Source organism: Psychrobacter maritimus, from assembly GCF_029953575.1.
GTDB lineage: Bacteria > Pseudomonadota > Gammaproteobacteria > Pseudomonadales > Moraxellaceae > Psychrobacter > Psychrobacter maritimus.
This window is the reverse complement of the sequence record NZ_CP124526.1, coordinates 2,608,538-2,621,825: the sequence shown is the minus strand read 5'-3', so window position 1 is coordinate 2,621,825 and position 13,288 is coordinate 2,608,538. Positions and strand designations below refer to the sequence as shown.

Genomic DNA, 13,288 nt, shown 5'->3' with positions numbered 1-13,288 from the left:
TGTTTAATTATAAGTTATGACTTTGTTTAGTTCCTCAAGCTATCTTCAATATAACCCAAGGTGAGACCAGTTTCTTGTGTACTGTAAATGGTAATTCCAGTATCGTCAATTTTACCATTTATGACCAATCTACCAATGCGATTGCTGGCTTCTTGATTGCCTTGCTCGGCCGCTTTTTTGTACCATTCAAAAGCTTTATCATAATCTTGCGGCACGCCATAGCCATTCTCGTAGAGACCACCAATATTAAGTTGTGCCACATCTAACCCTTGGTCAGCCGCTTTGGTATACCACTCAAAAGCTTTGTCATAGTCTTGCGTCACACCATAACCGTATTCGTAAAAATTACCAATATTATTTTGAGCGTCAAAAGATCCATTGTTAGCTGCTAATAGATACCACTGCATTGCTTTTTGATAACCTTGCTCAATACCAATACTCTCATGATACATAATCCCGAGATTGAATTGAGCATCAGTGTATCCTTGGTTAGCAGCTTGTTGAAACCATTCAAGTTTTTTTATCTCATCTTGTTCGACAGCAATACCTTCATTATATATAACTCCAAGATCGAATTGAGCATTAGCATATCCTTGGTTGGCAGCTTGCTCGATCCATTCAAATGCTTTTTGATAATTTTGATCTACGCCCAGCCCTTCATAATACATAATACCTAGATAATGTTTAGCAGGAACATAACCTTGATTAGCAGCTTTTTGAAACAGTTCAAAAGCTTTGTCATTATCTTCAGGGACTGAGTCACCTTCATAGTAGGCTAGTCCGAGTTTATATATTTCAGCAGGGGGGGCGTTGATTAGATAATATAGGTGTGTTTGAAGACTCCGCTGAACAAGCAGAAGTTATTAAGCTACTGGATAGCACTGTCGCTAGCAATATAGACTGGGTTAAAGGGGGGTTCTTCTTTAATACATTTAATTTTTCTTGTCACTCAGGTGTATAAGGATAGTCAAATTTTCTTTGAAAACTTATAAAGTGTTCTTCCTTGTCATCCAAGCCTCCGATTGAAACTACTAATAATTGCTTATCTAACTTGGAGTAAATAGTCTGTTTTAAATTGATGTTATCAGAGTTTAAGCATACCTTCTGACCATTTTTTAAGGAAAAATAATCTTTATTTGCAGGTTTAATTTGTATTTTGACATGACTACTTACTTCTGCGTTCGGGTCTAATATAACAAGCTCTTCCATTTTGATATAATTAAAGTTTATAGGATTATCCATGACAGTGGCAGAGCTAAATATTGGCATAAAACATAGGTCACCTTTACTATTTTTCGATATATCAACACTGCCTTCAATAGGAGGCCTATGCGTAGGATAATCTTGAAAACATCCAGAAAGACTAACTACTAACACTATAAAGTTGAATTTGAAGAGATGAAGTATATAAGATTTAGTAGTTTCATCAATACGTGTTTTTCTGCTTTTCTGCATGAATGAAGACATCACAAAATATCCTTTCTAATATTCAATAATAGTTATATTGTTTTTATTATTTTTTGACTACTGTATCCACAATTATCCTATAATGAGTTAAATAAGCATCGTTGCGATTAGTGGTTCTTATTGAGTTTCTGAGTTCAACATGCAGTCCATTTTTCATAGCCCAATAATCTGCAACGATAGACGCTTGTTGTTCTACTCCATAATCAAGTAAATCTTTTCGAACATCAAGCTGATATGTATATGCACCATTTCCTAAACCAGCTTTACTTGGAAGCTCTATCAACACTTGCGAAGTACCAGCACGTGTTAATACGGCTTGTCCATTTTGATATTGCCAAACATGAGTCATTTCATGTATAAAGAAATGCTTAGTACTAGCTGAAGCTAAAGAAAAGTCTTTCGTGTAGACATCAGGAGCAAAATATATATTACCATCAGGAGTCATAACTACTCTCTTACCCTGAAAAAAAGCCCATTTTCTGTCATAGATATGTACTTTAGTGTAATCTATGCTATTACCAAACATTTCTTTAGCAAGGTTTGTTTCACCCGAAGTTAGCTTCCTTCCTATCTCCACATCTATACATTTATTACCATTGTTATCAGCTCTAGTTAAATGGTAACTACCGCAGCTAATCTCTCTTTGTGCCATGTTATTCGTCCTTACCTACCAATAAATAGATATTTACTTCTGTTGAATAGTTTGCTTCAATTATCTCTGTAAAGCCTTTAACGTCTGTCTGACCCTCAACTGATTTTCCATCATAAACTAGTCTATAATTTACATGAGCTAATGGTAGTTGAGTAACTTTATCAAGTAATTGAAATCTATCATCGTAAATCTCATCCTCTATCTTTTCATCAAATAAGCTATCTACATCCGACTTCACAAACTGCAAAGGCACCGCCTGCTCAACCCCAAACACTTCAAAGTCAGACTCAGCAAACGACTGTTGATTAGCAATCAGCTTAGCACCGCAGCTGGTGACATCACCGCCTCGTGCAATAGGCGCACCATCGACGATAAAGGATGCATCACCACTAAGAATGGTGGTGACCTTTTTGCATTTTTTACAGATGACTTTATCGCCTTTACGCGCGACAGGAATACCGTTATGAGTGGTATGCGGTGAGCCGGAGACGACCGTCCCACCATGAGAGGTCTTTGCGCCGACGGTTATATAGGCTGCCATAGTGCTACCTTGCTTAAATATTTAAAGTTTGGACTTTTATAGCGGATCTATTATTTGCATCACATTATAGAGGGCAAAAGCGCAAAATATCAAACTTAAGTTTATTTAAAGCTATAAATGATATGACAACCTTAGTCGGCGTAAACTATGAAAGCTTTTGAGAAATTGACTGCAGGAGGAAATTGAGTCCCTTTATTTATTATTAATGACAAGCAAAAATCTACCCTTCCATTTCACCACGTAACCACGCAGACACGTCATCAATCTGCGCTGCCAAATCAGGATGCGCTCTGCTGAGCTCATCAAACTTAGCTTTAATGTCATGCTTGTCGTACTTAACATCTGCCAGTGATTCTTTTAACAGATCAATCAATTCAACGTTTAGCGCATCAGAGAAGATAACCACTTCGCGTATCACTGCTTGCTTGACATCAAGGTGCAAATCAATAATGCCCCAATCAAATCGCGTCTCAATGTGATGGGTAAATTCAGGCGTCTTGCCAAAGCGCCAATCCCAATCTGCCATCTGCTGATAGTATTTATTCAAGTTAGGCTGCTTGGCGAGACTGGCTTCATCCAATTCTTCTATTGGCGCAGTGTCACCATAACCTTTGTCGCGATAGTATTCGCAAAACGCCTCGATAATCGCCTCGGATAAAGTCTCGTGATTGATATCCTCGTTAAACTCGACCAGATTAGCGACGCGCGCACGCACCGATTTGATACCTTTTGCTTTGAGTTTAAGGGGATGCGGATTAAGGTAATCGCCCAGCTTTTGCATATTGGCGTTTACCAGCAACGTGCCGTGATGAAAGCTACGATCCGCCGCATGTTTAAAGGCGCTGCCTGATATTTTCTTATCACCGACTTGCATGTCGTTACGCCCAGATAAATCCGCCTCTATACCCAATTTTTTTAATGCATTGATGATAATGGTAAAGTTCGCTTCTTGGTCGTAGTCGTCTTTGGGCGATAAAAAGGTAAAGTTGGTATTGCCCAAATCATGAAACACCGCGCCACCGCCACTCTGACGCCGCGCCAAAAACACATCGTCGGCTTCCATCTTATCGATTTTGCATTCTACCCATGGGTTTTGCGAGCGCCCAATGACCACGGTATCGCTATTGCGCCATAAGAACAGTGTGTGTGAGTCGGGATTGAGCGTATTAAATATCCAATCCTCTGTGGCGAGGTTAAACCAAGGGTTGGTCACGGCAGATTTTAAGATGCGCAGTTTCATTGTTTGTCCTTTTTATTATGGAGATTGTTAGTAGAAGCTATTGTTGCTGATGCGAGGCTTTAATTCAATGAGGATGTGATGAGGATTTTGGTCTTCAGTTCATGAGCGTTTCTTATCTATCCAATTCTCCAGCAAGCTACCCAAAATCTTCCCTCAAAATACTCGCCATATTACGCTCGGCAAGTCCGGTGATAAACACATACGGATTGACGCCAGCGCTACCGGGAATTAACGCGCCATCTTGCACATAGATATTTTCGTGCCCTTTTAAGCGCCCAACTTCATCAGTCGCCAAGCCTAATACACAGCCGCCAAGCGGGTGATAGCAGAAGTTATCGCCGAAGCCTTTGGTGAATAATAAGCTTGAAGTAGAGCCACCATTTACTTTGGCGAGTTTCTCGATCAGCTCTTTAGCAGCGTTTACTGAGTACTCGTTTTGCTCGCGTTTCCAGTTGAGTTTGACGGTTTTTGTGGCTTTGTCATAGTAATAGTTGCCGCGTTCTGGGTTGTCAGTGATGGCGAGATATAGCGTTGTCCACGTCTCAAGTCCTAGCGGTAATGGCGCGAGTTCGGCAAAGATTTTGTATTTTGAACCGCCTCTATCGCCGTCCCACATATTGATGCCTTTGACCGGAATGGTAGATTGGGTAGTGCCAGCCGCGTGGACGAAATTGCGTCCGGCCATGATGTTGCCGTTTGGCCCCCAATGTTGTCCGATATGCTCGTTTAGATGCTTAAGCTTGCCTTCCGCTTGGCTTTTGAGTAGCAGCTCTGAGGTGCCTGTACTGCCGGCATTTAGAAATAACTTATCGCAGGTATAATGTTCAACTTTATCGATGCCGCCCGTGGTATTGAGGACATGAACTTCTAATCTGAGTTGCTCATTATCGAGCGCTTGGATGCTATTGACTTTGCGCAAGGTTTTTACGGTGACATTGCCTGTGGCTTCAGCATCTTTTAGGTAGGTTAAATCAAGTGAAAATTTGCCAGCATTATTACCATAAATGACTTCACCGCCGAGTGCTGACGGATAGACTTCGCCACGCGCTTCTTTTTGCATATAATCAAAGTCATAGCTATTACCAAAGAATTCGGTTTTAAGTCCCGCTTTTGCTGCTTGGCGTTCAGCAGCGCGAGTGTATTCATAATGCTCGGACTCATTAAAAAACGATTCAGGAATTTGGCTGACTTTCAGATTTTTCATGGCACGGGGAAAATAAGTATCGTACATCTCATCAGAATTAATCCATGGGAACACTGCTTCAAAGTGCGTGCGTTTTGGCTGAATGGCAATCGCGCCATTGACGATAGAGCCGCCGCCATAAGCACGCCCTGCGAATACTTTCATATCGTCGTATTCGATTAAATCCAACACCCCAGGATATTTTCTGATAGGAATTGGAATCGGGATAGGGGCGTTTGGCATATTGCTAAACCAGCTTGAGCGTTTATCGGCGCTAATCATTTTGCAAAACGTATCATGCTCGGGTGTTCTGTCCCAGCGCATCCCCATCTCAAGTATCAACACTTTATGACCTTTTTCGCTTAATCGTAGCGCTGATACCGCGCCGCCATAGCCACTACCGACGATGATATTGGGAAAGTATCCCGCTTGGGTGATGGTGCTTGGTAGTTTTGGCTGCTTGGCAAGCGTTTGGCAGCCACTCACCGCAGCGGAGGTGCTGATAGCGCCTAAGCTTAAACCCATCGCTTTAATCAGTTGGCGTCGTTGCATGGTGTATCCTAATTTGATATTTAAGCTAAAAAAAGCCCGAGTTGAATAGTATTAGCTTTCGCCTGCAAAGGTGCGCTAAGCCAAGCGAGCATCATACTAACAAACAAATGTTGCGTTATTATTTCAGTCACGCGATTGATTCAATGCTTATAGGAAAAAGGACTTTAATTTACTCATAGTCCTTGCCAGCTTTTAGTCAACCACTCGGCCAATCTTGTTAGATTGATTCGTAAACTTGACCGAATAGAGAATTTCGCTTATTATCTTGTTTCAATGTACTAGAACACAAATACATTAAAACATTCTTATCATTAAAAACGCTAAATAATTCGGCAAAGACAATAATATTAGTAATTAATTTAAAACAATAAGGCTTAACTATGACAACGAAAAATACCGCCACGGGCTACGGTTTACATCAATCCATCTTGCCGAATAGTGAGGGCTTATATGGTGAGTTCGGTGGCAAAATTGCCCACCCTGAGCTTGCCAAAGCCATGAGCGAGATCGAAGTAGGTTTTCGTGAAATCATTAAAAATGATGATTTTATCGCTGAGATGAAGCGCTTACGTGAGACTTATGTCGGTCGTCCAAGTCCTATTTATCATGCGCAGCGTTTGACAGAGCATTGCGGCGGTGCCCAGATTTATTTTAAGCGCGAAGATTTAAACCATACGGGCGCACACAAGATTAATCACTGTTTGGGTGAAGTGTTATTAGCCAAAAAATTAGGCAAAAAAAAGGTAATCGCCGAAACGGGTGCAGGGCAACATGGCGTAGCATTGGCAACGGCAGCGGCCCTGATGGGTATGGAGTGTGAGATTCACATGGGTGTGGTCGATATTAAAAAAGAACATCCGAACGTCAGCCGGATGAAGGTTTTGGGTGCCAATATCGTGCCAGTCTCACGCGGCGCAGGTACGCTAAAAGAAGCAGTCGATAGCGCTTTTGAGACTTATTTGAATGAGCTTGATACTAGCATGTTTGCGATTGGCTCGGCATTGGGACCAGCGCCATATCCTGAAATGGTCAGCTACTTTCAGTCAGTGGTCGGACATGAAGCACGGGCGCAGTTCCTAGCGACGACGGGTAAGCTGCCTAATAAGGTGGTCGCCTGTGTTGGCGGCGGCTCAAATGCTATTGGCATGTTTAGCGGCTTTTTTGATGATAAAAGTGTAGAAAAAATTGGCGTGGAACCTGCAGGTGAGGGCTTGGATACGCCCAATCATGCGGCGACGATGTCACTGGGCGTCAAAGGCGAGATTCACGGCTTTAAGTGTTATGTATTGCTTGATGAAAAAGGCGAGCCTGCACCGGTACATTCGATTGCCTCTGGTCTAGATTATCCGGGCGTTGGACCACAGCATTCGCATTTACGAGACTTGCAACTGGCCACTTATAAATCAGCGACTGATGCAGAATGTTTAGAAGCCTTTATGGCGCTATCACGCCTTGAAGGTATCATTCCGGCTTTAGAGTCGGCGCACGCCATTGCCTATGCGATGAAAATCGCCAAAGATATGTCAGCGGATGAGACGGTTTTGGTCAATTTATCAGGGCGCGGCGATAAAGATATTGATTTTATTTTGGATAAGGTAAAGCTATAAAAAATTGATAAGAAGTATAAAAAAACAACAGCTCTCAAGCGTGTAACCAGTTATCATCGTGGTTTTTTTACTCTAACGCTTGATAGGATTTACCCATGTCCAACCGCGACCTCATTATTTTTATGACATTGTCCTTTATGTGGTCGCTGTCCTTTATTTTTTACCGTGTCGGCGTGCCAGAATTTGGCTCGCTAGCATTTGCCAGTTTGCGCGTGGTGCTAGCTGGCTTGACCATGCTGGTTTTTGTCTTAATCAGCCCAAAAAACAGAGCAGGCATCCGTGATAACTGGAAAGTTTTGACCCTAGTCGGACTGTTTTCTGCCGCTATCCCTTTTATCCTGTTTGCCTTTTCAGCCCGCTCGGTCAATGCTGGGGTGTTGGCGGTGCTTAATGCGTCTGTACCGATGATGAGCGGTTTTATCGCCAGCACCTTTTTTAAAGACCGACTGTCAAAAAAACAAATTATCGGCTTAATTATTGGCGTGATCGGCGTGATTATTTTGATGAGTGAGAACTTATTTGGCGGCAGCGGGCAGGGCGCTGAGTCAGGCTCAGGGTTACTGCCGATGGGCTACGCATTATTGGCCTGTGTTGGTTATGCGGTCGGTGCCAATATCACCAGAAACTATTTATACGATGTCTCGCCGGTGGCGATTACCGCAGGCTCGCTTATCATTGCCAGTATTATCATGCTGCCGATAGCGGTGTATGAGTTTCCCTATGGCAAAACCATTAGCCTCACTGCTTGGGTATCAGTGATTTGTATTGGTGTATTCTCAACCGCCATCGCGCTGATTTTCATGAATCAATTGATTAAAAGTATCGGTCCGATGCGAGCGACCAGTATTACCTTAGTGATTCCGATTTTTGCCATTATTTTAGGCTATCTGCTGCTTGGTGAAGCTTTAGACACGCCAGCGATTATCGGCTCGGTGGTGATATTATTTGGTACGTATTTGTCTTTAGAGTTGTCTATCAAAAAGATGCTTAAATCCTAAGATATTGATTTTTTCTAATTGATAAATAGCCTTTTAATCAATGGCGCTTAATTAACACCTTCTACCATAATAAGTTAAATGGGAAAGGTAATGATGTCAAACGCCTTGGCAAATGGCATCAGCGCTTTCAGCCTTTTTTCTTCTGCTAATACTTTGTCTGGTTGATAATGATAAAAATTTAGAGTGGTCGGTTGCGGCAAGCAATAGGCGAGCGTCTCGATATTTTTCACCGCCGGAGCCACCGTCACAGGGAGGCGCCAGAGATTTTTTGTACAGCGCGTCATACCACCCGCGAAGCCGTCATGACAAGTAAAATCAAACCCTTCAAGCTTAGCAGTTTCACCGGCGCTAGTAGATGAGTCGGTTTTTCAAACCATAATATGGTGGCAATGCATCCTTGCTTTGATGTGCAGCCTTGCTCGCCTATTCTTATTCTAAAATATGGCGCATTGAATGCCGGCATCGGCTTAAAGGAAAAATAAGCCAAATCTACTTGCTCTAAAATATCAATAAATTCACGATATCTCTTGGCGCTCTGCACCAAATAGCTGCGCTTTTCTCCAGCAAACACAATGGCATGCTCAACGCCTTGAATAGGCGCAGCGCGCCCGCCAAATATTAGGTATTTGGGGTAGAGAACTTACAAGTTATTTTGCCGCCTATCGCTGGCGGTGATGGGGTAACACCGGGACCAGCTACTGATAAGTTGTCCTTACCGTTAGCGGGTAAGACCGAAGTTAAGATGCCGCAGTCAGTCAATTTAGATTTCCAAACGGGCCTCAGTGAAAAGTATCAGCTTTTAGGTATGGTCAACGCCCGCTGGGTAGATTGGAGTAACTTTAGTGTTGCCCCGCCTTTGGCATCGTTATCAACACAAGAGCCCTTAGCTGCTTATAAAAAAGACTGTTACGGGGTTGAGGTGGCACTGGGTAAGCAGTTTAATCCAAAAGTCTCAGGCGAAGTACGCTTGGGTTATGACCATGGTACTGGTGCGCCGCTCAGTTTATTAGGACCTTATGACTCTATCAAAAGCTTGAGGTTAAGCGCGCAATACAAACTGACCGAGCAGCTTAGTGTTTCTGCGGGCGGTCAATATATGTGGTTTGAAGGCGGTCCAGTCGATACTAAGGTTGATGGTCGGGTGGCCAATATCGATGATGGAACGGGCTACGCGCTCGGTATGAAACTTGGTTATCATTTTTAAGAGTTGACTGAGATTGTTTGTTAAAAATAACGATTAGAAAAAGCACTTACTTTAAAAAGCAGGTGCTTTTTTATTGCTTGAAATGCGCTTTATTAATCAACGCTTATATCTTGGCAAAACAACCCTTCCAAGCATTCTCGATTATCCCCATCAGTACGCCAAATGGATGGTATCTGCATCGCTTGATTTAATCGATAATAGGTCATTGACCTATAGTGCATCCCGTCACCATCTTTATCGGTACTAAGCGCTGGATAAAGCTGTTGACGCTCACTATCGGACAACGCCATAAAATTAAGATAGTTTGTTGCATCTTTTGCTAAAATACTATCGGGACGTTTGCTGAGTGCAACCATCGTCTGCTTATACTCTGGTTCTAGAAACTCACGAATATCATCATCCGTCCATCCGGTATTGTCTGAGCCAAAAAATAAGTAATAGCGATACGAATCTAGTAGCATCTTGGCATCTTGCACAGCATAGCCATTTGGATAACGCGTTATATAATCTTCCCAAAACACCGCCCGCTCAACCAACTCTTCAAAAGAGGTAGTAATGGCGGCATCACTCAAAAAAATGTCTTGATTTTCTATTGCCATCCGCTGGATAAATGCTTTTTGGTCTTGGCGCAAATAAGGGGTAAATATATCAGCCATTGCTTTCAAATCATGATTAAAGGCATAGTAACCTTCGCCTAAATTGTAAACTCTAACATCAGCATCATTTTGGATGAGGCCAACCAAGTAGCGTACGCGTGGGCTCAGATTGTTTAATTTTTCTTCCGGCGCTTTTTCGCCTTCCTCTAAGGCATTCATCACGTCAAAAAAATCTTGGTCAAATTCTGAATTACTAATATCAGTTTCCTCCCATAAAAAACGCTCATACATCGCTTGATAGTCTTTTAGCAGATTTAAGACTTCGGCATTACTGGCCGTTGGTAAACAGGCTGTTAATTGTTTTTGGATGGCATAAATAGCGTCAATCTTGCTGCTGTTATCCACTTTTCCCATGGATTTACTCAATACTAAACAGGTTTTTGCGTCTAGCGCTGAGTCTGTTGCGGTAGTCGTTTTGGTTGCTGATTTTTCTAAGGATGCCTGCTTATTGACTTGTTCTGTATTTTTCGCCTCATTTGCTTCAGATAACGTATCTGATTTGGGTTGGCAAGCGCTCACACCCACGCTCACACCCAAGAGGAAAATTAGCCCTATCGTAAGTGATAATATGGTTTTTTGCATGGACTCTATCCCTTCAGTGAATGCCAAAAAAGTGAAGGCTAATAATGGTGATAGTTATTTATAAAATTGGCAAAAGAAGAGTGGGTGGCGCATGTAACGTTTAATAAAATTCCCACTGATTTTATTAGCTTAATACCCTTATAAGGTCATATAAATAATAGCGTTTAAAAGGTTGAAAATATACTTGTGTCGGTGTTTTTGTTTGTAAGTTTTACTTGGAATCCTCCTCTCTACCCCCTATAAAGAATACGGCTGATAAATAGACGGCTTCATAATGATAAGTGACAATATGATAAGTGACAATATGATAAGTGACAATGACAAGCGCTATTTATCAATATTTAACCACTGTTAAATCCGTATTTTTATAACAACAAACAAGGCATCTCATGGCACACGATAACTTATTCGAACCCGTAAAAATGGGCATTCAAACTCTAAAAAATCGCATCATCATGGCACCGTTGACCCGCTTACGTGCGGTTGAACCGGGCGATGTTCCTACGGCGTTAGCCAGTGAATATTATGCGCAGCGTAGTGGTGCAGGATTGGTCATTACCGAAGCGACGCAGGTATCTTTTCAAGCAAAGGGCTATGCGGGCGCGCCAGGTATTCATACCCAAGACCAAACGACGGCATGGAAAACCATCGTTGATAATGTTCATGCTAAAGGCGGCAAAATTGTCGTCCAGTTATGGCACACGGGTTTGGTAGCCCACGAAAGCGTCCAACCAGATGGCAAAGCACCTATCTCAGCGTCTGATATCGATGTTGGTGTACGTACCTCATTGCGTGACAGTAATAATCAAGCGATTCGCGTTGCTGCTACACCGCCACGCCCAGCCACGCTTGAGGAAGTGCAACAAGTTATCGCTGACTTTGGGCTTGCGACCAAAAATGCCAAAGAAGCAGGCTTTGATGGCGTAGAGATTCATGGCGCGCATGGTTATTTACTGCATCAGTTTTGGGTTGAGCAAACCAACCAGCGTGATGATGAATATGGCGGTAGCCGCGAGAATCGTGCGCGTTTGACCCTTGATGTCATCGATGCTTGTGTCGCTGCGTGGGATGCTGACCATGTTGGTATTCGCGTATCACCGCTTGGTACGTTTAATAATGTCGAAGCGGGCTACAATGAAGACGAAAACATCTGGCTAATTGAGCAGATTAATAAGCGCGGTTTGATGTATCTGCATCTCTCTGAGCCTGACTGGGCGGGTGGTACGCCTTATAGCCCTGAATTCCGTCAGCGCGTTCGTGATGCTTTTGGGCAGATGATTATTGCTGCTGGTGGCTATACCGCTGAAAAAGCAGAGCAAAACATCAAAGATGGCTATATCGATGCGGTTGCTTTTGGTCGTGACTATATTGCCAATCCTGACTTAGCGGAACGTATCCGTGAAGGTGCGCCGCTTAATGAGCAACATCCGCAAACCTTTTATGGTGGTGGTACGGAAGGCTATACTGATTATCCATTTTTAAACCAAGCATAAATGTTGATCGGATAAATCATTCAACGGGCTTTATTGATTAGGATAAAGTGACAATGCATAAAAAAGCCACCCTGCGATAATCAGCAAGGTGGCTTTTTTAATGGGTAATATTTGGCTATTTACCAAAGTTACCCATTTGATAGTCACGAAACGTTTGCTTTAACTCTGCTTGGGTATTCATAACAAACGGCCCATAGCCTGCTACTGGCTCACCGATAGGCTCACCACTTAGTAGTAATAACTTAACCGTACTTGGCGCGTGCTCATCATCAGAGAGCTTAGGGTATGTCAGCTTAATGCTAACGCTTACCGGCGTTGCTGATGGTTCATTGGCAGCATTGATATCAGAATCAAGATCAGTATCACTTGGCGTGGCAAACTGAATCAGACTACCTGCGCTCACTGGGGTATCATTAATCAGTAGCGTACCTTCTTGTACCAATATCATGACATTATGGCTGTTTGGCACTTGCAGCGTCGTTGAGCCAGCGCTATGCAATGCAATATCCCACATATTGATAGGCGTAAAGGTACTTGCCGCGCCTGTCGTATCTTGCCACTCGCCTGCAATAATCGCTGCTTTACCTATCTCATTTCCGTTTTCATTATCGGTTAAATTAACGATAGGTAAGTCATCGCGTTTCAGCGTCTGATATTTGGGCTCAGTCAGCTTATGGGCGCTTGGCAAATTGACCCATAATTGCACCATGCTAAAAGGACCGCCACGCTGACCAAAGGCTGGCGAGTGGAACTCTTCGTGCATAATACCGCGCCCTGCGGTCATCCATTGCACATCGCCTTCTTGGATGACGCCATAACCACCGGCCGAATCAGCATGACTAATCTCGCCGGCGTAGGCAAGCGTTACCGTCTCAAAACCTTTATGCGGATGCTGCCCGACGCCGTGCGGCTGCGTCTTATAGTTTGGATTTGGGGCAAAGTTGGTCGGCTGACCATAATCTAATAATAAAAACGGGTCGGTATGACGATAATTAAAATCAGGATCGTCATCTAGGTGATTGAACAAGGTTTTGACATAAAAACCGTCGCCGACCCAATGCGGCTCTTTATCGCCATGAATATGTTTGATGGAACGCATTGAACACCTCGTAA

General features: G+C 43.0%; 14 protein-coding genes. 4 read left to right on the top strand and 10 right to left on the bottom strand.

Features of this window, described 5'->3' with window-relative positions; translation table 11 throughout:
• Positions 1-26 precede the first annotated feature (26 nt).
• The 6 genes from QJS82_RS11155 to QJS82_RS11130 all read right to left on the bottom strand — a co-directional run bounded on the left by QJS82_RS11155 (position 27) and on the right by QJS82_RS11130 (position 5,635).
• Positions 27-794 (bottom strand): tetratricopeptide repeat protein, encoded by a 768-nt coding sequence (locus QJS82_RS11155; protein WP_438656718.1) that lies wholly within the window; start codon positions 792-794, stop codon positions 27-29.
• Positions 795-945: 151 nt separating this feature from the next.
• The gene (locus QJS82_RS11150; RefSeq protein WP_281490531.1) at positions 946-1,467 is read right to left on the bottom strand and encodes a hypothetical protein; all 522 of its coding nucleotides are present in this window, start codon (positions 1,465-1,467) and stop codon (positions 946-948) included.
• Between the two features lie 46 nt (positions 1,468-1,513).
• Complete coding sequence (locus QJS82_RS11145) at positions 1,514-2,119, bottom strand: hypothetical protein (RefSeq protein WP_281490530.1); 606 nt, start codon at positions 2,117-2,119, stop codon at positions 1,514-1,516.
• Position 2,120: 1 nt separating this feature from the next.
• The gene (locus QJS82_RS11140; protein WP_281490529.1) at positions 2,121-2,660 is read right to left on the bottom strand and encodes a PAAR domain-containing protein; all 540 of its coding nucleotides are present in this window, start codon (positions 2,658-2,660) and stop codon (positions 2,121-2,123) included.
• 220 nt (positions 2,661-2,880) lie between these two features.
• Positions 2,881-3,900 (bottom strand): lipoate--protein ligase, encoded by a 1,020-nt coding sequence (locus QJS82_RS11135; protein ID WP_281490528.1) that lies wholly within the window; start codon positions 3,898-3,900, stop codon positions 2,881-2,883.
• 136 nt (positions 3,901-4,036) lie between these two features.
• The gene (locus QJS82_RS11130; RefSeq protein WP_281490527.1) at positions 4,037-5,635 is read right to left on the bottom strand and encodes a GMC oxidoreductase; all 1,599 of its coding nucleotides are present in this window, start codon (positions 5,633-5,635) and stop codon (positions 4,037-4,039) included.
• A gap of 380 nt (positions 5,636-6,015) precedes the next feature.
• Here QJS82_RS11130 and trpB point away from each other — a divergent pair, with 380 nt between their 5' ends.
• Together trpB and QJS82_RS11120 are read left to right on the top strand one after the other, a co-directional pair.
• Positions 6,016-7,242 (top strand): tryptophan synthase subunit beta, encoded by a 1,227-nt coding sequence (gene trpB, locus QJS82_RS11125; protein ID WP_281490526.1) that lies wholly within the window; start codon positions 6,016-6,018, stop codon positions 7,240-7,242.
• A 95-nt stretch (positions 7,243-7,337) separates the two neighbouring features.
• Complete coding sequence (locus QJS82_RS11120) at positions 7,338-8,240, top strand: DMT family transporter (RefSeq protein ID WP_281490525.1); 903 nt, start codon at positions 7,338-7,340, stop codon at positions 8,238-8,240.
• 74 nt (positions 8,241-8,314) lie between these two features.
• On the opposite strand, the gene QJS82_RS11115 is transcribed toward QJS82_RS11120, so the two are convergent.
• Both QJS82_RS11115 and QJS82_RS11110 read right to left on the bottom strand, forming a co-directional pair.
• Positions 8,315-8,488 carry a hypothetical protein gene (locus QJS82_RS11115; protein WP_281490524.1) on the bottom strand — a complete coding sequence of 58 codons (174 nt, stop codon included), beginning with the start codon at positions 8,486-8,488 and terminating at the stop codon, positions 8,315-8,317.
• Positions 8,489-8,520: 32 nt separating this feature from the next.
• Entirely contained in the window at positions 8,521-8,811 is a 291-nt protein-coding gene (locus QJS82_RS11110) for a hypothetical protein (protein ID WP_281490523.1), read from the bottom strand.
• Positions 8,812-8,892: 81 nt separating this feature from the next.
• Between QJS82_RS11110 and QJS82_RS11105 the strand changes: the two genes are divergently transcribed.
• Positions 8,893-9,444 (top strand): hypothetical protein, encoded by a 552-nt coding sequence (locus tag QJS82_RS11105; protein ID WP_281490522.1) that lies wholly within the window; start codon positions 8,893-8,895, stop codon positions 9,442-9,444.
• A 92-nt stretch (positions 9,445-9,536) separates the two neighbouring features.
• Here the strand turns inward: QJS82_RS11105 and QJS82_RS11100 are convergent, their stop codons facing one another.
• Positions 9,537-10,682, bottom strand: coding sequence for a hypothetical protein (locus tag QJS82_RS11100; RefSeq protein ID WP_281490521.1), 1,146 nt, complete (start codon positions 10,680-10,682; stop codon positions 9,537-9,539).
• A 389-nt stretch (positions 10,683-11,071) separates the two neighbouring features.
• Between QJS82_RS11100 and nemA the strand changes: the two genes are divergently transcribed.
• On the top strand, positions 11,072-12,175 hold the full coding sequence (gene nemA, locus QJS82_RS11095; protein ID WP_281490520.1) for an alkene reductase: 1,104 nt from the start codon (positions 11,072-11,074) through the stop codon (positions 12,173-12,175).
• 115 nt (positions 12,176-12,290) lie between these two features.
• On the opposite strand, the gene QJS82_RS11090 is transcribed toward nemA, so the two are convergent.
• A complete protein-coding gene (locus QJS82_RS11090; RefSeq protein WP_281490519.1) occupies positions 12,291-13,274 on the bottom strand; it encodes a pirin family protein in 984 nt (327 codons plus the stop codon).
• Positions 13,275-13,288: the final 14 nt, after the last annotated feature.